10 protein-coding genes and 2 pseudogenes are annotated in these 24,295 nt (G+C 71.9%); all 12 read left to right on the top strand.

All coding sequences use genetic code 11. The features are described 5' to 3' along the window. Positions 1-2: 2 nt before the first annotated feature. The 12 genes and pseudogenes from BFN01_RS13890 to BFN01_RS13840 all read left to right on the top strand — a co-directional run bounded on the left by BFN01_RS13890 (position 3) and on the right by BFN01_RS13840 (position 24,250). Positions 3-2,069: an acyl-CoA dehydrogenase gene (locus BFN01_RS13890; RefSeq protein ID WP_071644924.1), complete on the top strand. Its 2,067-nt coding sequence runs from the start codon at positions 3-5 to the stop codon at positions 2,067-2,069. A gap of 165 nt (positions 2,070-2,234) precedes the next feature. Beyond that, the gene (locus BFN01_RS13885) at positions 2,235-2,807 is read left to right on the top strand and encodes a DNA-3-methyladenine glycosylase I (RefSeq protein WP_071644923.1); all 573 of its coding nucleotides are present in this window, start codon (positions 2,235-2,237) and stop codon (positions 2,805-2,807) included. 153 nt (positions 2,808-2,960) lie between these two features. After that, on the top strand, positions 2,961-4,088 hold the full coding sequence (locus tag BFN01_RS13880; RefSeq protein WP_256221168.1) for a serine/threonine-protein kinase: 1,128 nt from the start codon (positions 2,961-2,963) through the stop codon (positions 4,086-4,088). Next, positions 4,088-10,009 carry an Ig-like domain-containing protein gene (locus tag BFN01_RS13875; protein WP_071644922.1) on the top strand — a complete coding sequence of 1,974 codons (5,922 nt, stop codon included), beginning with the start codon at positions 4,088-4,090 and terminating at the stop codon, positions 10,007-10,009. Before BFN01_RS13880 ends, BFN01_RS13875 begins: the two co-directional genes overlap by 1 nt. Before the next feature lie 46 nt (positions 10,010-10,055). Further along, positions 10,056-11,021, top strand: a complete 966-nt coding sequence (locus BFN01_RS13870; RefSeq protein ID WP_071644921.1) for a MoxR family ATPase — start codon at positions 10,056-10,058, stop codon at positions 11,019-11,021. Continuing rightward, on the top strand, positions 11,018-12,391 hold the full coding sequence (locus tag BFN01_RS13865) for a DUF58 domain-containing protein (RefSeq protein ID WP_071644920.1): 1,374 nt from the start codon (positions 11,018-11,020) through the stop codon (positions 12,389-12,391). The genes BFN01_RS13870 and BFN01_RS13865 overlap by 4 nt, the downstream gene beginning before the upstream one ends. Then, positions 12,388-14,510, top strand: a pseudogene (locus BFN01_RS16030) (transglutaminase domain-containing protein); the annotation flags it as partial. The gene BFN01_RS13865 and the pseudogene BFN01_RS16030, both read left to right, overlap by 4 nt. 2 nt (positions 14,511-14,512) lie before the next feature. Continuing rightward, a pseudogene (locus BFN01_RS15665) lies at positions 14,513-14,923 on the top strand (hypothetical protein); the annotation flags it as partial. Next, complete coding sequence (locus BFN01_RS13855; protein ID WP_071644918.1) at positions 14,920-16,620, top strand: DUF5684 domain-containing protein; 1,701 nt, start codon at positions 14,920-14,922, stop codon at positions 16,618-16,620. The pseudogene BFN01_RS15665 and the gene BFN01_RS13855, both read left to right, overlap by 4 nt. Continuing rightward, the gene (locus BFN01_RS13850) at positions 16,617-17,444 is read left to right on the top strand and encodes a PP2C family serine/threonine-protein phosphatase (RefSeq protein ID WP_071644917.1); all 828 of its coding nucleotides are present in this window, start codon (positions 16,617-16,619) and stop codon (positions 17,442-17,444) included. Before BFN01_RS13855 ends, BFN01_RS13850 begins: the two co-directional genes overlap by 4 nt. 1 nt (position 17,445) lies before the next feature. Next, positions 17,446-18,024 (top strand): hypothetical protein, encoded by a 579-nt coding sequence (locus tag BFN01_RS13845; protein ID WP_071644916.1) that lies wholly within the window; start codon positions 17,446-17,448, stop codon positions 18,022-18,024. 124 nt (positions 18,025-18,148) lie between these two features. After that, complete coding sequence (locus BFN01_RS13840) at positions 18,149-24,250, top strand: Ig-like domain-containing protein (protein WP_071644915.1); 6,102 nt, start codon at positions 18,149-18,151, stop codon at positions 24,248-24,250. Positions 24,251-24,295: the final 45 nt, after the last annotated feature.

Below are 24,295 nucleotides of genomic sequence, written 5' to 3'. Positions count from 1 at the left end.
CCATGGTCGACGCAGCCATCCGTCCCACCCCTGCCGCTGACGCCCCCACCGCGGCGCCGGCGCCCCACACGATCGACGTCGATCGAGTGAACGAGCTTCTTCTCGGCACCTGGGCCGAGACCCGCCGCGAGGCCCGCGAGATGATCAAGGACCCGGCCTTCTGGCGCGACGACAGCCTCGCGAAAGACGCGCACCGCGAGCGCGTGCTCTCGCAGCTGCACCTGCTCGTCGAGAACCGTGCCGTGCACCGCGCCTTTCCGAAGCGCTTCGGCGGCGAAGAGAACAACGGCGCCAACATCGCCGGATTCGAAGAGCTCGTCGCGGCCGACCCGAGCCTGCAGATCAAGTCGGGCGTGCAGTGGGGACTGTTCGGCTCGGCGATCCTGCAGCTCGGCACCGAGCAGCACCACGAGAAGTGGCTGCCCGGGGTGATGGACCTGTCGATCCCCGGCGCCTTCGCGATGACCGAGATCGGTCACGGCTCCGACGTCGCCGCGGTGGGCACCACCGCCACGTACGACCCCGAGACCGAGGAGTTCGTGATCAACACGCCGTTCCGTGCGGCGACCAAGGAGTACCTCGGCAACGCGGCGCTGCACGGTGTTGCGGCGACGGTGTTCGCGCAGCTGATCACGAACGGCGTGAACCACGGCGTGCACTGCTTCTACGTGCCGCTGCGCGGAGACGACGGCGTCGACCTGCCCGGCATCGGCCGGGAGGACGACGGTCTCAAGGGCGGGCTGAACGGCATCGACAACGGACGCCTCAGCTTCGACCACGTGCGCATCCCGCGCACCAACCTGCTCAACCGCTACGGCGACGTCGCCGCGGACGGCACCTACTCGAGCGAGATCAGCAGCCCAGGCCGCCGCTTCTTCACCATGCTCGGCACGCTGGTGCAGGGACGCGTCTCGCTCGACGGCGCAGCGTCGTGGGCATCCGCCCTCGGTCTGCACATCGCGATCACGTACGCCACCCAGCGCCGCCAGTTCGACGGCGCGAACGGCGAAGAGACCGTGCTGCTCGACTACGGCAAGCACCAGCGCCGGCTGCTGCCGCGCCTCGCCACCACATACGCGCAGATCTTCGCGCACGACGAGTTCCTGCAGAAGTTCGACGGCGTCTTCTCGGGCCGCACCGACACCCCCGAAGACCGCGAAGACCTCGAGACCCTGGCCGCCGCGCTCAAGCCGCTGTCGACCTGGCACGCGCTCGACACCCTGCAGGAGGCACGCGAGGCCTGCGGCGGCGCCGGGTTCATGTTCGAGAACCGTCTGGTCGGCCTGCGCGCCGACCTCGACATCTACGTCACCTTCGAGGGCGACAACAACATCCTGCTGCAGCTGGTCGGCAAGCGTCTGCTCACCGACTTCGCGAAGCAGTTCAAGGGCGCGGATGCCAGGAAGCTCGCCCGCTACGCCGTCGGTCAGACGGCCGGCAAGGTGTTCCACGGTGCGGGGCTGCGCGCCCTCGGCCAGGCCGTCGCCGACTTCGGCCAGGTCGCCCGCTCGGTCGAGCTCGGCCTGCGCGAAGAGCAGCAGCACGAGCTGCTCACCGAGCGCGTGCAGCAGATGGTCGCCGACATCGCCGGACGCCTGCGCGCCGCGGGCAAGGACAAAGTGCTCGGCGAGAAGCTGTTCAACGAGAACCAGGCCGAGCTGATCGAGGCCGCCCGTGCCCACGGCGAGCTGCTGCAGTGGGAGGCGTTCACCGACGCCATCCGCAGGATCGACGACGCCGGCACCCGGCAGGTGCTCACCTGGCTGCGCGACCTGTTCGGCCTGTCGCTGATCGAGAAGCACCTCGCCTGGCACATGATCAACGGCCGCTTGTCGACGCAGCGCGCCGCCGCGGTGTCGAGCTACATCGACCGCCTCTGCGCGCGCCTGCGTCCGCACGCCCTCGAGCTCGTGCAGGCCTTCGGTTACGAGCCCGAGCACGTGCGCGCCCCGATCGCGAGCGGCGTCGAGCAGCAGCGCCAGGACGAGGCCCGTGCGTACTACGCCGCGCTCGAGGCGTCCGGCGAGGCGCCCGTGTCGGAAAAGGCGCTCAAGCAGCGCACACGCTGAGCGTCGGCGCCCTTGTCCGCTGTCGAGGCCCCCTCTCCGTCACGCGACGGCGACGGGGCCTCGGCGCAGCGCGGGGCCTCGCCGCAGCACGGGCGCGGGCACGCGCACGGACACCGCGCAGGGGCGCCGACACAGGGTGTCCGACCCCGCCGGTACCATGGCGCCATGGCATCCCTGCTCACCGCGGCCGACGGCCGCGACCGCTGCGCGTGGGTCGGTGACGACGCCGAGTACCGCCGCTACCACGACGAGGAGTGGGGCCGCCCGCTGCACGGCGACCGCGCGCTGTTCGAGAAGATGGCGCTGGAGGGCTTCCAGGCGGGGCTCAGCTGGATCACGATCCTGCGCAAGCGCCCGCGCTTCCGCGAGGTGTTCGCCGGGTTCGACCCCGCGCAGGTGGCGGCGTTCGGCGCCGACGACGTCGAACGGCTGATGACGGATGCCGGGATCATCCGCAACCGGGCGAAGATCGAGGCCACGATCACGAACGCCGCCCTCGTGCGCGACATGGCCGACGGGGAGCTGGATGCCCTGATGTGGTCGTTCGCGCCACAGGCATCCGGTCCCCGACCCCGCGACCTCGGAGAGGTGCCCGCGGTGAGCGCGGAGTCGACGGCGCTCAGCACGGCGCTGCGCGCACGCGGCTTCCGCTTCGTAGGACCGACGACCATGTACGCCCTCATGCAGTCGGCGGGCATGGTCGACGATCATGTGGCGGGATGCTGGCGGGCGGCGTGATCATGGCCCGGACGCAGCCCCCGCCGTAGGCCGGACGCGAGACGCGGCGGGGCTGCGCCCGGCCGATATACTCCTCGTCAGGGGGAACTTCCCGCGCGCGCAGACGACGCGCCCCGTGTGTTCAGTCGCCCCGGGACATCGTGAGGAGGACTCGTGGCGAAGCGCATGACGTCGCCGCCTCCCACGCTGGCCGGCTACAGCTACGTGCGACCGCTGGGTTCGGGCGGGTTCGCCGATGTCTTCCTCTACGAGCAGGACATGCCCCGTCGCGTCGCCGCGGTGAAGGTGCTGCTGGCCGACGCCGTGAACCCCGACGTGCTGCGTGCATTCAACGCCGAAGCCGACATCTCGGCGCGGCTCAGCGCGCACCCGTCGATCGTCACGATCTACCAGGCGTCGATCTCGGCCGACGGCCGGCCGTACTTCGCGATGGAGTACTGCCCCGACACGATGAGCGCCCGCTACCGGAAGGCGCCTCTGCCGCTCGCAGAGGTGCTCGACACCGGGGTGCGCATCGCGGGCGCGCTCGAGACCGTGCACCGCGCCGGACTGCTGCATCGCGACATCAAGCCGTCGAACGTGCTGATCAACTCGCTCGGCTCCCCGGTGCTGGCCGACTTCGGCATCGCGGCGGCGGTGGTGGATGCCGGTGAGAGCGACGTCTTCGCGATGTCGGTGCCGTGGAGTTCGCCCGAGGTGCTGCAGGAGCGCGTGACCGGGTCGGTGCCCAGCGAGGTGTGGAGCCTCGCAGCGACCCTGTACACCCTGCTCGCGGGGCGCAGCCCGTTCGAGCGCCCCGACCGGGACGCGAACTCCCGCGATCAGCTGCGCCAGCGCATCATCCGCGCGCGCTACACGCCGATCCCCGTCGCGGGCATGCCGCCGATCATCGATCAGCTGCTCGCGACGGCCATGCACCGGGACCCGGCGCAGCGCTTCCCGTCGATGGCGGCGTTCGCCGACCGCCTGCGCTGGGCCCAGTGCGAGCTCGGCATCGCCCCGACGGCTTTCGAGGCGGCATCGGCGGAGTGGGCTGCCGCGGCCCCCGTCAGCTTCGCGGATGCCGGTCACCGCGGCCCCGTGATCACCACCGTCGCTCCGGATTCCCGTCGGGCCGCTCGCGCAGAGAAGCAGCGCACGAGCCTCCGTGACCGCGACGACCTTCCGGCACCGTCCCGTGCGCGCTCGCCGTGGGCGGCCGGGGTCATCGGCGCGCTGGTCGGCGCAGCCGCGGTCACCGCGATCGGCGTCGTGGTCCTCAACCTGACCGGTGTCATCTGATGGCACTCGGCAAGGAGGGCCAGGCGCCCGCGCCCGCCCGCTCCCGGGGGCGCCTCATCGCGGGCGTCGCCGGTGCTGTCGCCGTTCTGGTCGTCATCGTGCTCGCGGTCACCGCGCAGGGCTACCCGGCGCAGGAGGTGCCACGGCTGGAGTCGTCGGTGTGGGTGCTGCGCGAAGCGGGCCAGTACGCGCGGGTCAACACCGAGCTCGCCGAGATCGACACGGTGCGGTCGGCGGATTCACCCGAGGCGGTGTGGCAGAGCGGGCAGTCGGCGGTGCTGTTCAGCCAGGGCAGCCGGCAGCGCTGGGACATCGACCCGGCGAGTCCCACGGATCTGCTCGCGGATGCCGCAGAGGACGGCGCTCCCTCGGCATCCGTCCCCACGCCGGCCGGCACGCGTCAGATCGTGTCAGCCGGATCCTTCGTCGCCTACCGCACTGACACCGGGCAGGTGGCGGTGTCGTCCCTCGAGCCCGGAGCTGCCACGGCCCTCGTCGACCCGTTCGCGGAGGCGGAGGTCGAGGAGGGTGAGGAGCGCCCGACGTATGTCGCCGACGCGATCGGCCTCTCGCCCGCAGGGCTGCTCGCGCTGTACTCGTCCGACGAGGGCGCCGTGCGCCTCTTCGACGTGGAGGAGCACCGTTTCGTCGGCGACGGCTCGACGCTCGACGCGGCTCCGGACGGTGATGCCGACCTGGCCCTGACCGTCATCGGCGAGCGCTGGGCGCTGTTGCAGCGCGGTGAGGGCAGGCTCTGGGTCGCCGGCCGCGACGACGCCGTCGATCTCGATGTCGCCGACGACGCCGTTCTGCAGGGCGGCGCGGCCCGCGGGGACGACGTGCTGATCGCGGACTCGGACGGGCTCGTGTCGGTGGCGCTGCGCAGCGGCGAGGCCGAGCGCATCGCCGACGCCGCCGGGGTGCCCGCCGCGCCCGTCGTGGTCGGCTCGGCGCGATACGCGGGATGGGTGGACACCGGTTCGGCGACGCTGTGGTCATCCGACGGCGACGTCACCGCGCTGACCGTGCCGGACGAGGTGCTCGACTCGGTCGACATCCAGCCCGTCTTCCGCGCCAACGGCGACCGGGCGGTGCTCACCGAACTCGCGACCGGGCTCATCTGGACGGCCCCGGACGGGCGCCCGGTGCCGCTGGAGCAGTGGGATGTCGACGACGAGACGAAGGAGCAGGAAGGCCGGGTCGTCGTCGAGGACGTCGCCGAGCAGCTGCCTCCGATCGCCGTGGACGACGCCTTCGGTGTCAGGGCTGGTGAGCAGGTCGTGCTGCCCGTGCTGCTCAACGACCACGATCCGAACCGCAAGGACGTGCTCACGATCGACGCGTCCTCCGTCGAGGGCGGATTGACCGATCCCGCCTTCGGGCAGCTGTCGCTGGTGGGCAACGCGCAGTCGCTGGCTGTCGACGTGCGGGCGACGTCGGGCCAGACCACGTTCAGCTACACGGTGACCGACGGTGCATCCGTCTCGCAGCCGGCCACCGTGACGCTCACCGTGGTCGCAGACGACGCGAATTCGGCGCCGGTCTGGTGCGGTGTCGACGCGTGCCGGCAGGACTGGCCGTCTCCCGAGCTGCTGCCCGGCGGCAGCACGATCGTGCCGGTGCTGGCCGGATGGGTCGACCCCGAGGGCGACCCCCTGGTGCTCAGCGACGCGAACGAGGTCGACAGCGCGGCGCCGGTCATGGTCGTGCCGACCGCGGATGGGCGCGTCGCGATCCGCCACACCGATCCCAACGCGGCGGATGCCGTGATCCCCGTGACGGTCATCGTGGCCGACGCCCGCGGAGCGGCCACCGAGAAGACGCTCGAGGTGCGCGTGAACGGCAGCCCGGCGATGCGGGCCGCGCCGGTGGCGATCACGGCGCGCATCGGCGAGCCGCAGAGCGTGCGCATCGGCGATCATCTCACCGGCGGATCCGGATCGTACCGACTCGTCGACGCGGTGCAGACCGCCGCGACCGCCGAGGGGATGACGGTGGTGCCGAACACGGCATCCGGCGTGGTCGAGGTGACGGTGCCGGAGGCCGGCGAGTACGTCGTCACCTACACCGCGCAGGACACGATGACCCAGGCCGAGCAGTCCGCGGTCATCCGGATCACCGCTGTCGACGGTGCCGCCCCGCTGACGATGGCGCCGTTGACCGCGTTCGTCCGCGCGGGGGAGGACACAACGGTCGATGTGCTGCGTGCCGTGCGGAACACGAGCGGACGCGTGCTGCTCCTCGCCGGCGCGATGAGCTCGACCCCGCAGCTGACGGCGAACGTCGTCGGCAACGAGCGGCTCCGCGTCAGCGGCACCACCTCCGACGGAGAGCCGGGCGTCATCGGCAGGGCCACGGTGACGGTGGCCGACGGGTCGGGGGCGGCGGTCGAGGGCACGGTGACGGTGTTCCTCACCCCGCCGTCGACCGTCACACGACCGATCGTGTTCCCCGATGCGGTCACCGTGCGCGCAGGCGCCCTCACCAGGATCGACGTCACCGGCAACGACGTGGCGCCGCGCGGAGAGCCGCTGATCGTGCGCTCCGATGTGGGCGGGTCCGGCCAGGACGGCGAACTGGTCTTCGCAGACGGCGGCGCCCTGCGCTATCTCGCACCGGCCACGCCCGGCACGTACCGGCTGACCTACGCCGTGTCGCTCGAGCGCAGCCCCGAGCTGTTCGACAGCGGAGCGGTGACGGTCACCGTCGTCCCCTCCGGCACCAACCGCGCACCGAGCCCGAAGGCACTCACCGGACGCGTGCTGAGCGGGCAGACCGTCTCGCTCACCGTGCCGACGGACGGCGTGGATCCCGACGGCGACCGCGTGACCCTCGCCGCGGTGGAGCAGCCGGATCGCGGGCGCGGGACGGCCACGATCTCCGCCGCCGGTGATGCGATCGTCTACCGCGCCCCCGCCGGCGGGGTGGAGGGCGGTCAGGTGACGTTCCGGTACTCGGTTCGCGACTCGCAGGGCGAGACGGCCTCGGCCCGGATCCGCATCGGCGTGCTCGACGCGAGGGTGAGCGACGCCGCACCCGTCGCGTACAGCGATTACGTGCGCGTCGAGACCGGCTCCGCGACGCCGGTGGTGATCCACCCGGCGGCGAACGACTCCGATCCCGCGCAGGGAGAGCTCGAGATCGTCGACCTCGTGCCCAACGCCCCTGCCGTGCCGGGCAACCCGCTGTATGCGCGGCTCGACGCGCTCGTCGACCCGGACACGTCGCTCGAGGACGGACGGATCGTGCTGCGTGCGGCCGATGTGGCGGGCACGAACTCGTACTTCTACACGGTGCGCTCGAGCCGGACGGCGAGCACCGCGCAGGGACTGATCGTCGTCTCGGTCTCCGACGGCGCGGTCGTCGACCAGCCGGTGGTGTCCGACACGGTGCTCACCGCGCGCGATCGGGCCGAGCTGGCGTCGGGCGGCATCGACGTGCTCGGCGAGCGTGTGCAGTGGGCGTCGGGCGATGTGCGATCGCTGACGCTGAGCCTGTGGGGCGACACCGGCGGCTACACCGTGAAGGGCAGCCGCATCATCGGACCGGTCCCCGAAGACGGCGCTCTCGTGCCGTTCCAGGTCACCGGCACGTCCCCCGCGGGGCGTGACGTCGTCGGATACGGATTCCTGCACATCCCCGCCTTCGACGACATGCGGGTGCAGCTGAAGCAGGGTGTGAAGCCGGTGACGGTCGACGAGGATGCGTCGACGACCTTCGATGTGCGCGAGATGCTCGATCTGCCGGCATCCGACGGGGTGCAGCTCGGCGAGGGGCCGTTCCTCGCACAGCGCGGTGCCGCCACCTGCACCGCAGGCTCGGGCACCACAGCCGTGTACACGGCCGGCCGCGAGGCCCCGTGGTCGGACACCTGCCTCGTGCCCGTGCGTCTGAACGGACAGCGCACCTGGTCGTACGTCGACGTGCCGGTGGGCATCCGGCCGTCGGCGCCGCAGCTCGTGCTGTCGTCGATCGCGCACACCGTCGCCCCCGGCGCGACGACCGACATCGACCTGTACGCCGGCATGGCCTCCTGGGAGGGCGGACGCGAGGGCGACCGGTCGTCGCTGCAGTACCGCATCGCGTACTCGGGATCGTCGTTCATCGTCACCCAGAAGGGCGCGACGCTGAGCGTGGAGGCGCGGGCGGACGCCCGATCCGGCGCCGTCGAGCAGGTCGCCGTGACGGTTCCGTCCGACGGTGAGCCGACGGCCGTGCTGCGTCTCGTCGTCGGCGCCGCACCGCCGGACGCACCGCGCGGGGCGACCCTGACCCGTCAGTGCGTGGTCACGAGCGGCGGATGCTCGATCGACGTCGTCGACGTCGCCGGCGAGTACGATCCGTTCGCCGGCAAGCCCGGCGCCGGGCTGCAGCTGGTGTCGCTGGGCGCCGGGGCGCGCTGCGACGTCGCCGCTCTCGCTGCGGTGAACGAGCGAGCCATCGCCGTCAGCTGGCCGTCCGGCGGACAGGCTCCCGGCGGCCAGTGCACGGTGCCGTTCACGGTCGCGGATGCTCAGGGCCGTACCGGCGGAGGCACTCTGACGCTCGATCTGCAGGGCTTCCCCCAGCCGCCGGCCAGCCTCACGACGATCGACTTCGGCCGATCCAGCGTCGAGCTGGAGGTCTCGCTCGGCCAGGCCGCGCGGGCGCATCCGGCACTGACCGGCGTGACGATCCTGCGCGACGGCTCACCGGCGGGTGCTGCCTGCCGGCCGGCGGGCAGCACCGTCCGCTGCACGGTGAACGGTCTGGTGAACGGTGTGCCGCACTCCTTCACCGCCGCCGCCGTGAACGCCGTGGGAACATCGGCCGCGACCTCGGCGCACACCAGCTGGGCGTACGAGGCGCCGGTGATCTCGAAGGCCACCGCGACACCCGTGTACCGGCAGGGAGGCAACGATCGGGGCAGAGGGGTGGTCTCGCTGGCCATCACCGCCGCGAGCGACGCCCGCGCGTTCCGTGTGGCGGAGACCGGTGACGTGATCCCGCGCACCGGAGCCACCACCACCGCCGAGCTCACGCTGGCTCCGGGAGCGCAGACCATCACGCTCGTGCCGGTCAGCCAGTTCCAGCCGCCGACCGGCGGCGGCAACGAGGGGGCCGCCTACCCTGTCTCCGTCACGGTCGCCGGCGCACCGTACTTCGACCCCGCTCAGACCCAGGCCACCGCCGTCTCGAACACCGCGGTGAACGTGTCGGGCATCTCGCCGCAGGGCAACGGCAGCGACGAGCCGCTCGAGGTCGTCTACCTGGCGTGGCGATCGGGCGGGGCGACGTGCAGCGCCGACGATTCCGGTGGTCTGCGGGTCTCCGGAGCGGAGGTCACCTCGTCGTCGCCCTCGCTGCAGGGGCTCGAGGCGTACCAGGCGTACAGCGTGAAGGCCTGCGTGTCGAACGGCTACGGCGTCGCGGAGTCGACCACCGCGCGCGTGTTCACCTTCACCTTCGTCGACGGCCCGGGCGGCGACACGACCTACCGGGTCGCCGAGACACCGACCCGTCAGGGTGATCGGTACTCGTACCCGCTCGCCTCGGCACCCGCGATCGACGTCGAACCGGGATTCGTCGCCCAGTATCAGATGTACGGGTCGTGGCGTGACGAGTTCACGCTGAGCCCCGACGCGTCGCCCGGCCAGGTGCGCGCCCGCGCCTGTCACGCGACCGAGACTGAACGGTGCTCCGACCCGGTGAAGGTCACCGCCACCACGGCGCCGACCATCGTCCAGGTCGACTTCGCGGCGTGCCTGTCACCCACCGACCCGTCCGACGCCGTCAGCGTCTCCGCTGCAGCGCGGGGCTCGTACCGGGTGGCGGCGGCCGAGGCGGCCGACGCGCCGGGCTCGTACGACGTCACGCTGTCGTGGAACGGCGCGTACGGGACCCTGTCTGCGATCACCCAGCGGATGACCGCATGCCCGTGACCTTCCGCGGTGCCCCCGTCGCCCGCCCCCTTCGAGAGGATGCTCCATGACCATCGCCCCCGAACAGGCCTCCTGGTTCGCCGAGACGTTCTCGCTCCTCTCCGAGAACGTCGAGCAGGCGATCCTCGGCAAGCGGCACGTGATCGAGCTCGTGCTCGCGACGGCGGTGACCGGAGGGCATGTGCTGCTGGAGGACTTCCCGGGCACGGGGAAGACCGCGCTCGCGCGCTCGATCGGACAGACGATCACGGGCACGAGCACCCGGATCCAGTTCACGCCCGACCTCCTGCCGGGTGATGTGACCGGCATCACGGTGTACGACCAGAAAGCGGGCGAGTTCGAGTTCCACGCCGGTCCGGTGTTCGCCAACATCGTGCTCGCCGACGAGATCAACCGGGCGAGCCCGAAGACGCAGTCCGCCCTGCTCGAGGTGATGGAGGAGGGCACGGTCACGGTCGACGGCGTCAGCCGTGAGGTCGGCTCGCCGTTCCTCGTGCTGGCCACGCAGAACCCGATCGAGCAGGGCGGCACGTACCGGCTGCCCGAGGCGCAGCTCGACCGCTTCATGATCAAGACCTCGATCGGCTACCCCGACGACGCGGCCACCATGCGGATCCTGCAGGCGGCACCCGAGCCGCAGAAGAAGCTCGCACCGCTCGTCGGCACCGACACGCTGCTCACGATGGGCGAGATCGCCAGGGGCGTGTACGTGAACCCGCTCATCTCCGACTACATCATGCGCATCGTCGACGCGACCCGACGGGCATCCGAGGTGCGCCTGGGCGTCAGCGTGCGCGGCGCGCTCGCCCTGTCCCGGCTCGTGATGACGTGGGCCGCGAAGAACGGACGCACGTTCGTCACCCCTGATGACGTGCGCGAGCTCGCCGTGGTGGCCCTCGCCCACCGCCTGGTGCTCGAGCCCGAGGCGGAGTTCGACGGCGTCACCGCCATCGCGGTCATCGGCCAGATCCTGCTCGACGTCGATCCCCCGCGCGAGAACGGCACTGCGTGAGCTTCAGCACCGAATCGCGGATCACCAGGGCGGCGGCGCGCACGAGCACGTCGACCCGCACCTCGACCGTCACGCGATACTCCACGACGACGCAGCGCGGTGCTGTCCGCGGCGCGGTGTCCGGCGCTCGCAGGACCCTGCGCGCCCTCGGCCGCGCGGGCCGCGCCGTCGGTGCGTGGGTGCACGAGACCGTGACCGCGGCCGGGGCGCTCGTCGTGGTCGCGCTCGTGCTCGGCGTGGCCGCGGGACGGGCATTCGGCTGGGTGGAGGCGTGGGCGGTCGCCGCCGTCTCGCTCGCCCTGCTCGTGCTCTGCATCCCGTTCGTGCTCGGCGCGCACGATCACCGCATCGGGCTCGTGCTCGACCGGGACCGCGTGGTGGCCGGATCCGAGATCGCGGCGACTCTCGACGTGCGCAACGAGGGCGCGCGCCTGTCGCTGCCGGGCGTCGTCGACGTGCCCGTCGGCGACGGCCTGATCGAAGCGCACGTGCCCCTGCTGCGACCCGGTGCGCAGCACCACGAAGAGCTGACGATCGCCGCGCACCGTCGCGGGGTGATCGACGTCGGCCCGATGACCATCACCCGCGCAGACCCGATCGGCCTGCTGCGCCGCGAGCTCAGCTGGCCCGAGGTGCAGCGCATCCACGTGCATCCGGTGACCGTCGCGATCCCCAGTACCGCGGCCGGGCTCATCCGCGACCTCGAGGGCACACCCAGCAGCACGCTCGTCGATGCGGACCTCTCGTTCCACGCCGTGCGCGAGTACGTGGTCGGCGACTCGCAGCGGCACGTGCACTGGAAGTCGACCGCCAAGACCGGCCGCCTGATGGTGCGGCAGTACGAGGAGTCGCGCCACGCGCGCATCGCCGTCCTGCTCGATCTCGCGGCCGACTCGTACGACGGCGACGACGAGTTCGAGAACACCGTCAGCGCCGCCGCGTCTCTCGCGCTGCAGGGCGTGTTCGAGGGCCGCGACGTGCTGTTCGCCGTCAGCGGGATCGTCTCCGAGCACGGCGCCACGACGACGCAGTCGATCAGAACGCTCTCGACCCTCACCCCCCGGACGCTGCTCGACGGCACCTCGACGGTCGACCTCGCCGACGACGTGATGCGCCTCGAGGCCGTCACCGCCCTGACCGCCCAGGCGTACCCCGATCTCTCGATCGCCTTCCTGCTGACCGGATCGAGGATGCCGACAGACCGGCTGCGGCATGCCGCCGTGCGGCTGCCCGCCGCGGGGGGGGCCGTCGCCGTGCGCAGCGAGCTGGGCGCGGAGCCCACGCTGCGCAACGCGCGCGAGCTCTCCGTGCTCACTCTCGGCGCACTGGGCGACCTGCCGAAGATGCTGGCGAGGGGAGCGCTGCGATGAGCAGGACGGATGCCGCCGCGCGGCCTCGCCGTCGGCCGCCGCGCTCGCGAGCGCTGACCCTGTGGGGTCTCGGCTACGTGCTCGTCGGCGTGGCCGTGACGGCGGCCGGCGCGTGGCCCGTGTACGAGTCGTCGCGGGCGATCGCCGTGGCCGCGGTGGGAGGCCTGGCCGGCATCGGGCTGGGCGTGCTCGTGCGCCCGCGTCGCCTCGGCCCCGTGCTCGGCGGCGTCGCGGTGGTGAGCAGCTACCTCGTGCTCGCCGTGCCCCTGGCCGTGCCCTCCGGGCTGAGGTCCGCTCCGGCGTTCCTCGCCGGACTGCGCGACGCGGTGCTCGGCGTCGTCGTCGGCTGGAAGCAGATCCTCACCCTCGCGCCGCCGCTCGGTGAGTACCAGGCGGTGCTCGTGCCCCTGCTGGTCGTCAGCCTGTTCGGCGCGTTCGTCGCGACCCTCCTGGCCCTGCACCCCGGCCGCCGCGCCGCGGCGGCGGTCGTCGTGGTCGCGGCGATGGGCGTGTTCGGCACAGCCTTCGGCGTCTCGGCGCCGAGCCCCGCCCTGATCCTGGGGCCGGTCACGATCCCGGCGCCTCGGGAGCTGACCCTCGGGGTCTTGCTCTTCATCGCATCCCTCGCCTGGCTGGTCGGACGATCCCGGCTGCAGCGGGCAGCGGCGCTGCGCGCCGTCGCCGCTCGTGGCGTGGCACGGCGCGGCACCCCGATCTGGCCCGCCGTGCGCCGGCGTCTGCTCGCCGGCTCTCTCGTGGTAGCCGCGCTCGCCGCGGGTGCGCTCGTGGCGCCCGCGGCGGCGGACTGGTCGGAACGCTCGGTGCTTCGCGATGCCGTGGACCCGATGGTCGTCGTGCGCGAGCAGCCGAGCCCGCTCGCGTCGTACCGGTCGTGGTTCGCCGGCGACCGTCTCGACGAGACGGTGCTGAGCATCGAGGGCGACGTGGGCGCCATCGATCGCATCCGGCTGGTCACGCTCGATCGGTACGACGGACAGGACTTCCACGTCTCACCCGACGCGCGCTTCAGTCGGCTGCCGCGCACGAGCGCGCCGGGGCAGGACCGCGCCGAGCTGACGATCACGATCGGCGACGCGTACCGCGGCATCTGGACCCCGGTGCCCGGCGAGCTCATCGTGGCCCCGACGTTCTCGGGGCCCCGTGCCGACGCGCTGGCCGACGGCTTCCACATCGACGACGGCGGCGACTCGGCCATCACGATCGCGGAGGCGCCGGACGGCGGCAGAGGACTGGTGCCGGGGGATCGCTACACCGTGCTCGCAGCGGCTGCCGGCGGAGATCGCGACGACCTCTCGACGGCGCAGGGCGGGCCGTCGCTGCTGGATGCCGAGGCGTACCCCGAGCTCGTCGACTGGGCTCAGCTCCAGGAGCAGCCGCGCACCGGTGCAGGGTATCTCGAGCTGATCGATCGGCTCCGCTCGCGCGGCTACCTCAGCCACGCCCTGCTCGACGACGCGGCCGCGGCCGGCTGGATCGCTGCCCTGGGCTCGGAGGGCTACTCCTTCGCCGCCAGCTACGCCGGGCACTCCTCGGCCCGCGTCGAGGAGGTGTTCGCGGCACTGCGACGGCAGGAGGCGAAGGTGGGCTCGGACGCCCCGCCGGAGATGCTCGTCTCGGCGGTGGGCGACGACGAGCAGTTCGCTGCCGCCGCGGCTCTGCTGGCCCGGTACTGGGGCCTCGAGTCGCGGGTCGTCATGGGCGCGCGCCTCGGCACCACCGACGAGGTGCCCGGCATCGCCTCCTGCACCGAGACCTGCACCGGCGCCAGCATGAGCGCGTGGGTGGAGGTGCGCGCTCCGGGTGCCGAGTGGGTCGCTGTCGACGTGACGCCGCAGTTCGCGGTGCTGCCCAGCACCATCACCGAGGGCGAGCAGCTTCCCCAGCATCCGACTGTTCCCGAGCAGCCGCGCAGCGAAGCGCTGGACCCGCCCCAGGCGCAGAACGACGCGCAGGCCGATGCGGCTCCCCTCGACCAGAGAGATCCGCCGCTGCTCGGCGGGTTCCTGCCCGCGCTCCGCGCGATCGCGATCGGTCTGCTCGCGCTGCTGCTGCTCGCCCTGCCGCTGCTCACCCTGCTCGTCGCGAAGGTCGTGCGTCGNNCGACGCACAGCCGGCGACGCCGAGATCCGTCTCGTCGGCGCCTGGGAGGATCTGGTCGACCTGTACGTCGACCACGGGGTGGCGATGCCGGGCGACGGCACGCGCGTGCAGCGGGCGCAGTCGTCGGGGCGGCCGGCGGCCGAGGAGCTCGCCCGACTCGTCGACGCGGGGGTCTTCTCGCCGCATCCGCCCGCCGACACCGACGCCTCGGCCGCGTGGGCGATCGTCGACCGCGAGCGCTCGGACATCGGCCGCGGTGATCGACGGTGGCGGCGGCTTCGCACCCGTCTGCGGATGCGATCGCTCCTCGAGCGGATCCGCCCGGGCCGGACCCCGGCGCTTTCGATTCGCAGCCGCCTGCTCGATACGCTCACAGTGGCCGGCGCACGCCGGCAGGAGGAGGACGCATGAATGCGCTCGCAGATCCGCGGTCGTTCGAGACAGCGGCCGGGGGCGGGATGCCGGTGCCGACGCTCGTCGTGATCGCGGCCTATCTCATCGTGGGTCTGGGCGTGTACATCTGGTACGCCATCGCCCTCTCGAAGCTGTTCACCCGGCTCGGCGAGGAGGGCTGGAAGGGCTGGATCCCCGTCCTCAACGAGGCGACGATCCTCACCCTGGGTGGCAAGCCCGCCTGGAACGCCGTGCTGCTGTTCATCCCGATCGTGCAGCTGTACGGACTGTTCGTGAAGATCCTCGCGGTGCACCGCATCAATCAGCGATTCGACCGCGGGGCGGGCATGACCGTGCTGGCCGTGCTGCTGCCTCCGGCATGGGCGACCGTGCTCGTCGCCGGGCCGCCGCCCTACCCCGAGGGCGATCGGCTGGCGGGCATCCGGCCGGGTCCGCTTCGCAAGCCCGCGGATGCCGGACCGGTCGACTCGCACGGCTACCTGGCCCCGCCGATCCTGCCGCCAGGGCCGGTCGCGCCTCCCGCGCGCACAGAGCCCGGGGATCGGGGAACGGCGCCCGGCGTCGCCGCGATGCCCGCTCACGCGGCATCGGTCATTCCGCCCCTCGCACCTCCTCTCGAGCCTGCGCCTACGGCCGCTCCTCCGGCGTCCCCGGACTCCCCGGCTGCTCCGGCTGATCGCGCTGCTCGGCCGCAGGATCCCGAGCGCGGCAGCGGCTCGGCGGCTCTGATCGAGTCTGTGCCGTGGACCTCGGGACAGCCGGGGGTCACGAGCCCCCCTCCGCCTCCGCCCGCCACGGCGATGTCGCCGATCGAGTCCGGTCCCGCGGTGCCCGCCGCGTCGGCTCCCGCCGCACCGGCACCGCCTCCCGCTCCCGCGCGCCCGGCCGTGTCGGCCGCTCCGGCCGCGGTGGACACGACGGATTCGACTGACCTACCCGCTCCCGGGGACGCGGCAGCGTCCGTCGACGCCCCGCAGACGCGCGCGTCTGCGCGCCTCCTGCATCAGCCGACTGCGGAATCCGCCCGTGCCGCCCTTCCGGATGCCGAGTCTGCGCCTCTCGTGCACCCGGCACCCGCTGCTCCGGCCGCGCCAGGTGAGGATTCCACGGCAGCCTCCGACGTCGCGACGGCCGACACCGTCGACGCCCCGCCGGCTGCGCGGCGCGCCGGAGACGCCGACTCGCCGTTCGCGCCGCCGGCGGGTGCCGCGGCTTCTCCTCCGGTCACCCGGGCCGACCTGGCAGCGCAGGTACGCCCGGCGCCGCCGGCCGCGGCCGCCCCGCCGGCTCGCATCCCGGCACCCGCACCCACCGCAGACGAGGACGAGGAGTTCGACGCCACGGTCGTCGTCTCCCGTCGACGCGGGGCGCGACGCGTGCTCGTGCTCGACGACGGTCGACGCTTCGCGCTGTCGGCGACGAGCATCGTGATCGGCCGCAACCCCGAGGGCCAGCCGGGCGAGCAGCGACTGCCGATCCCCGACCGGACGCGCACGCTGTCGAAGACGCACGCACGCCTCGTCGTCCAGGGCGACGAGTGGCGCCTCACCGACCTGCGCTCCACGAACGGCGTCGTCGTCGTGGCCGACGACGGTGCCGAGACGCTGCTCGATCCCGGGGAGAGCGTGATCGGCGCCGGGCGCTTCATCCTCGGTGAGGTCGGGATGCACGTGGCCGTGGAGTCCGGCGCGTGACGACGGGTGTCGTGCTCAACGTCGCCGCCCTCACCGACGTGGGTCTGAAGCGGGCGATCAACGAGGATGCGGTGCTCGCCGAGTCGCCGGTGTTCCTCGTGGCCGACGGGATGGGCGGGCACGAAGCCGGCGACAAGGCCAGCGCCGCGATCGTCGAGGCGTTCGCGCCGTTGGTCGGATCGCCCGTATCGACCGAGCTGATCGGTGCTGCCCTGGCCCGCGCGAACGAGACGGTATCGGCGATCTCGGCGCAGCACGCCCGCGGGGCGGGAAGCACGGTCGCGGCTGCGGCGCTGGTCGAACACGACGGCGCACCGCACTGGCTGGTCTTCAACGTCGGCGACTCCCGCGTGTACCGGCACCGCGGATCGACCCTCGACCAGCTGACCGTCGACCACTCCCTCGGGCAGGCGCTGGTGGATGCCGGCGAGCTGCGGCCCGAGAACCTGGCCGACTTCTCCCAGCGCAACGTCATCACCCGAGCGGTCGGCGCCGCCGACAGCGTCGCGGACAGCTGGCTCGTGCCCGTGGTCGACGGCGAGCGGCTGCTGATCTGCTCGGACGGGCTCAGCGGCGAGATCAGCGACGAGAGCATCCGCGCGACGCTGACCATGTGCGGGCGGCCGGAGACGGCCGCCGAGGCGCTGGTGCGCCGCGCGAAGGAGGCCGGTGGTCGGGACAACATCTCGGTGATCGTGATCGATGTGGTCGCCGGCGGTGCGGCGGGAGCATCGGACGGTGCGACCGACAGCCGCATGTCGTCGGGACCGCGCACCGACTCGATGCTCGAGAGCACCACCGTTCCCGTGCGCAGGCGACGCTGACATGGGCGCACACGACCCCGACGCGGCGGCCGCCGGCGAGCTGACCCGCCGCGCGCGCCGCGGGCACGACGTCGATGCGCGGCCGGATGCGCCCGACGCGGGAGCGTCTGCGCTCTCGGACGACGATGCGGACGAGCGCACGGTCGTGATCCTCCGCGACGATGCGGACGAGCGCACGGTGGTCGTCGACCGGCGGCCCGGCCTGGGGGCGCAGGCCTTGCGCGCCGGATCCGAGGCATCCGACCCCGACCCGGCGGCCGCCGACACGATCGTCGTGCGGTCTCGGCCCGCCCCCACCGAGGACGACCCGTCGACGGCCGACACGATCGCCGCGCCGCCCCGACGCCGTCCGGGCGACGCGGCTCCCGCCATCTACAAGCCGCGTCCGGCTCCGGTCGCGCCGTCCAGGCCGCCGGCGGTGGTCGGCGCTACGGCGCCGACGCGCGACACCGATGCCGTCCTGGCGTCCGTCGTCCGGCGGGATCGACGGTCGAGTGCGATCGCGGTGACCGCGGTCGGCGTCGCGTGCGTGGTCTCGATGGCCGGTCTCGTGGGCCTGGTCGTCGCGCTGCTGAGCTGACGGCTGAGGCCGCCGGATGGGTATCTCTCCCCATGGGGAGCGGATCACGCCGCGGTTAGGATGTTCCGGTATGCCCGCCACGCGGTGACGCGGGGCGGACCAGTTGTGAATCCGGGGGAAACGCATGAAGGCACTGTCGTGGGTGCGGTCTCGGCCGAAGGCCGCAGCATCCGTGGCCGGTGTGGTGATCGGCGCGGTGGCGCTGACGACCATGGCTGTGGCGTACGACGGGCTGCCCACGACGAAAGTCGATCTCAACGATGCCGGCGTCTGGCTCACCAAGTCGTCGAGTTTCCTCGTGGGGCACTTCAACCACGAATCCACGGTGCTCGACGGCGGAATGCGCGCCGCCAGCGAGGACTACGACATCCTGCAGGACGGCGGCACGGTGCTGGTGGCCGACGAGGGCGCCGGCACGCTCACCGCGGTCGACCCGGCGCGGATGGCGCTGAGCGACAGCGCGTCGGTGCCTGGCAGCGCCAAGGTCGCGCTCGGCGCCAAGACCGTCGCGATCCTCGACCAGAAATCCGGCGATCTGTGGGTGACCGCGGCGAAGGCGCTGTCGGGCTTCGACATCAAGGCGGCCGACCCGACCGCCGAGCTGGGCAAGGGCGCCGATGTGACAGTCGGGCGTGACGGCACCGTCTTCGCCCTGTCTGGTGAGCGCGGCGAGGTCGTCGAGGTCCCGGTCGACCCGGACGGGCTGCCCCAGGAGCCGACGTCCCAGTCGGTCGGCGAGATCGACGTCAGCAAGACGCCGAGCATCACCGCCGTGGGCTCGACGCCGGTCGTGCTCGACGCGGCGGCCGGCATCCTGACCACGCCTGGCGGGTTCCGCACCGAGATCGATCAGGCCGCCGACGCCGTGCTGCAGCAGGCATCCGCGCAGTCCGACGCCGTCGCCCTCGCCACGCCCACCGCGCTCGTGCAGGTGCCGCTCGACGGCGGCGAGCCGGTCGAGACCCCGGCCGACGGCACCGGCACCCCGGCCGTCCCCGTGCAGCTGCGCGGCTGCACCTACGGTGCGTGGGCGATCTCGGCGACCTTCATCCGGGACTGCTCCGGCGATTCCCTGGATGTGAAGGAGACGATCCCCGGAGCGGAGGATGCCGGATCGCTGACGTTCCGCGTCAACCGCGACGTCATCGTGCTCAACGACATCGTCGGCGGCGCCGCGTGGCTGGCGAACAAGAGCCTGCAGCGCGTCGACGACTGGAGCGTGCTGGTGCCGCCGGAGGGCGACAGCGAAGACGACGAGAACACCTCCCAGGAGACGGTCGAGACCTCGCTCCCCGACCGCAAGGAGGAGAACACCCCTCCCACCGCGGAGGACGACCCCGATCTCGGTGTGCGTCCCGGCGGCACGACCCTGCTGCCCGTGCTCGACAACGACAACGACCCCGACGGCGATGTGCTCGTCGCCTCTCTCGTGGGCAAGCAGCCGTCGGTGGGCGAGGTGCGTCCGATCCTCAACGGCGCGGCCCTGCAGATCTCCGTCCCCGACGACGCGACGGGAACCGCGTCGTTCGAGTACGAGATCGAGGACGGCCGTGGCGGCAAGGACACCGCGATCGTCACGCTCTCGGTGCACGACGAGAAGACCAACGGCGCACCGCGGCCGAAGCGAGCCAGCAAGCTCGCCGTCGAAGTCGGCGGCACCGTCTCGTACAACGTGCTGCCCGACTGGAGCGACCCCGACGGCGATGATCTGTATCTGAGCGGCGTGGTGGCGGCCGACGGCGACGAGGTCGAGTTCACCACCGACGGCAAGATCACCTACCGCGCCGTGGCCAGCCTGCAGGGGCGCAAGGAGATCACCGTTCTGGTGTCGGATGCCATGGGCAAGGGCACCGAAGGCAGGATCCTGCTCGACGTCAAACCGGAGGGGTCGACGAACCCGGTCACCAATGCCGACCACGTGGTCACCCGCGTGGGGGAGTCGGTGACCGTGTCGCCGCTGGCGAACGACACGAGCTCGGGTCGGGAGCAGCTTCGCCTGGCCCGCGTCGAAGACACCCCGGGCGCCGAGATCGACCGCGACTACGCCAACCGCAAGTTCTCGTTCAAGGCGCAGGCGGCCGGCACCTACTACGTGCAGTATCTGGCGACGGCGGGCCCCAAGCCGGCGAAGGGCATCGTGCGGGTCGATGTGCTCGACAAGCAGCAGAGCGAGCTGCCGCCCGTGGCGGTGCGCGACGTCGCCATGCTCCCCAGCGGCAGCGAGGCGCTCGTGGGCGTGCTGGGCAACGACAGCGATCCAGCCGGCGGCGTGCTGGTCGTGCAGTCCGTCACCGTTCCGCCCAGCAGCGGACTGAACGTCTCGGTCCTCAATCACGAGACGCTGCGGATCAGCGATCAGGGCGGTCTCGAGGAGCCGGTGCGCGTCACCTACCGGATCTCGAACGGCAGCGGTTCGGCGGAGGCCGACGTGGTCGTCATCCCGATTCCCGCACCGACCAAGCTGCTCGCCCCGGTCGCCAAGGACGACGAGGCCGTCGTGCGCGCCGGTGACGTCGTGACGATCCCGGTGCTCGACAACGACGTCCACCCCAGCGGTGACAAGCTGCACGTCGCTCCCGACCTGGTCGAGCCGCTGGTCGAACCGGAAGACGGCGAGGCGTTCGTCTCCCAGGACACCGTGCGCTTCCGGGCGAGTGAGAATCCGGGCACGGTCTACATCACCTACGAAGCCGTGGACTCCCGAGGCCAGAAGGCCGGGGCGTACATCGCCGTGCAGGTGCTGCCGGTCGATGAGGACGGCACCAACGCGGCACCGCGCCCACGCGACCTGACGGCCCGCACCCTGGCGGGGTCGAAGATCAACATCCCGGTGCCGCTCGACGGGCTCGATGCCGACGGCGACTCGGTCGAGCTGATCGGCGTGGACAGCGCACCGCTCAAGGGCCGCATCGTCGAGCAGGGCGCGAACTATCTGACCTACGAGGCGTACGACGACGCGAAGGGCGTCGACACCCTGAGCTACCGTGTCCGCGATCGCCTCGGCGCGGAGGGTCGGGCGACCATCCGCGTGGGCATCGCTCCTCCGGAGGCGACCAACCAGGCGCCGTACGCGGTGAACGACTCGGTCGTGGTGCGTCCCGGCCGCTCCGTCGCCGTACCCGTCCTCGCGAACGACTCCGACCCCGAGGGCGATCAGATCGGTATCGTCAAGTCGGGCTTGACGCTGCCCCCCGACGTGGAGGGCATGTCGGCGAAGATCTCCGGTGACCGGGTCGTCATCGTCGTGCCGGACAGGGCGCTGGAGACCTCGCTGCAGTACACGATCAGTGATGCGAAGGGCGCGCGCACGACCGCCGCGATCTTCGTGAAGGTCGATGAGGACGTCCCGCTGATGAACCCGATCGCGCGCGACGACCGCGTGCAGGTCGAGGACGTCGAGGAGGATCTGACCGTCGATCTCGACATCCTCCGCAACGACGAGGATCCCGACGGCACCATCGAAGGCGTCGACGTGACGCTGGAGGACGGCGCGCGGATGCTCGACGACGGCAAGGTCCGCGTGACCGTGGGCGAGCAGCGCCAGCTGATCCGCTACGTGATCACCGACCAGGACGAGCTCAGCTCGTCGGCGTTCATCTTCGTACCCGCGCTGAGTGAGCTGCGTCCGCGGCTGAAGTCGACCAAGCCGCTCGAGGTGAAGAGCGGCGAGACCAAGGAGATCCCGCTCGACAAGTACGTCGTCGTCGCGGGCGGCGGCACGGTGCGTCTGACCGAGGCCTCCAAGGTGAGCGCCTCGTTCACGAACGGCGACTCGCTGATCAAGGACACCACCACCCTGGTGTACACCTCGAAGGACCGCTTCTTCGGCGAGGACGCGCTGACGTTCGAGGTGACCGACGGAGAAGGGCCGGACGACCCGAACGGGCGCAAGTCCACGCTGACGATCCCCATCACCGTGCTGCCGCCCGACAACCAGCCGCCGACGCTGGGCAGCGCCGAGATGCAGATCGCACCCGGCGAGAAGGCGACCGCGCTCGACCTGTCGGGCCTTGCGACGGATCCCGATCCGAAGGATGCGGGCAAGCTGCGCTTCTCGGTGACGTCGAAGCCGGGCAAGGGCATCGATGCGCGCATCGACGGCACCACGCTGTACGCCGAGACGGGGTCCGACACGCCCAAGGGCACGACGGCCACGGTCGGCATCAGCGTGACCGACGGCACCACCGAGCCCGTGCAGGGCACGGTGCAGGTGGCGGTGACGGCGTCGACCCGCTCGCTCGCCGTGGCGAGCCCCGACTCGGTCGACGAAGCCGACCAGGGCGAGACGATCACCGTGCCCGCGCTGGCCAACGACATCAACCCGTTCCAGGCCGAGGGCAAGGCGCTCAAGATCCTCTCGGCGACCGTCGAGAGCGGTGAGGGGCGAGCGAAGGTCGCCGGCGAGGGCGTCGAGATCACGTCGAGCAAGTCGTTCGTCGGCGTGATGGTGGTGCGATACCGCGTTCAAGACGCCACCAAGGACCCCGACCGCGAGGTCGACGGCCGCATCACGGTGACCGTGCAGGGCATCCCCGACGCACCCGGACGGCCGACGGTGACGACGGTCGAGGACCGCACCGTCGTGCTCAACTGGTCGGCGCCCTCGAACAACGGCGCCGAGATCACCGGGTACACCGTGAAGTCGGTCTCGGGCAACCCGTACACGAAGGCGTGCGCATCGACGACGTGCACGCTCGACGGGCTCACCAACAACGTCGAGTACACCTTCGCGGTGACCGCGACGAACCGCGTCGGCGAGGGCCCGGCGTCACCGGCATCCGACATCGCCCGTCCTGACACCCGCCCCGACACGCCCCTGCCGCCGAAGCTGAAGTTCGGCGACCGCGCGCTCGACGTGACGTGGACGACGCCGACGTCGAGCGGGTCGCCGGTGGAGTCGTACACCCTCGAGATCTCGCCCACCCCGCCTTCGGGGATGGGACAGAAGACCGGCGTCACCGGCACCTCCCTGCGCTGGGAGGGGCTCGAGAACGGCACGAGCTACAGCGTGCGCATCCAGGCGCACAACCGGGCGCCCGACCCCTCCGGCTGGAGCATCTACTCGGCGGCCGAGATCCCCGCCGGCCCGCCGGCGGCCGTCGCGGCGCCCAGCGTGAGCAGCGCTCCGTCGGTCGGCTCCGAGGCGCAGATGACCGTCAGCTGGGCCCAGCCCGACACGAACGGCGCCCCGATCGAGCAGTACGAGCTCGTGACCTACCGCGGTGGTGCCGAGGTGTCGCGGACGACGACGGGCACGGCAACGTCGCAGACCGTGCGGGTGCCCACGAGCACGGCCGATTACACGTACGCCGTGCGAGCGAAGAACAAGGCACCGCAGTGGGGCCAGCTGGGGCCGCAGTCGGCTCCACAGCGCGCGTTCGGCCAGCCGGGTGCACCGTCGAGCGTCAGCGCGACGCCGAAGGACCGGGCGATCGCGGTCACCTTCACCATGACGGAGGCCGCCCGCAACGGCGCCTCCGAGGGGGAGATGCGCTACCAGTACCAGCTCAACTCGCAGGCGTGGCAGGCCTGGGACGGGCGCTCGAACATCCCCGCGAACAACGGCACCCCCTACACGGTGCGGGTGCGTGCCTACTCGGTGGTCGGCGGGCAGCAGTCCAACACCGGGCCGTCCACCGCGTCGAACTCCGTGACCCCGTTCGGGGCGCCGTTCGCGCCGACCGGATCCGCGAGAGCATCGGGTGACCGGTCGGTCGAGGTCACCTGGAACGCCGGGGGATCGGACAACGGCCGACCCATCACCACGTACATCAGCGTGGACGGCGGCGGCTGGCAGCAGGTCGCCACGAGCGGCAGCAGGATCGTCGGCGACACGTACAGCACGCAGCACACCATCAGGGTGCGAGCGACCGCGTCCGAGGGCGGCTCCGCGGAATCGCCCACCTACAGCGCGACCTCCGGTCCGAAGCCGGACACCACGCCGAAGGCATGGCTTTCTGCGGGCTCCGTGGTGCCCGGATGCACCGCGGTCGGCGGCGGGGCATGTCACTACTTCAAGGTGTCGACCAACCAGTACTTCAAGGGCGGCAGCTACAACATCGAGTGCCGTGTCAGCGGCAGGCTCCTCGGCAACAACGCCGGCTTCCCCGTCGACATCCCCTCCGGTGGCAGCAAGCAGCTGCAGTGCTACTCGGGATACTCCAACGACAAGCAGCTCGTCATCAAGGGCGGCAACCCGGGCAACGCCTACGGCACGTTCTACTGACGGACGAGAACCTCGCCCGCCCAGACCTCGACACGACGCACGAAC

Origin of the sequence: Microbacterium sp. AR7-10, from assembly GCF_001878835.1 — a bacterium.
GTDB classification, from domain to species: domain Bacteria; phylum Actinomycetota; class Actinomycetes; order Actinomycetales; family Microbacteriaceae; genus Microbacterium; species Microbacterium commune.
The sequence above is the reverse complement of the archived record's forward strand: the minus strand, read 5'-3'. Positions and strand labels throughout refer to the sequence as shown.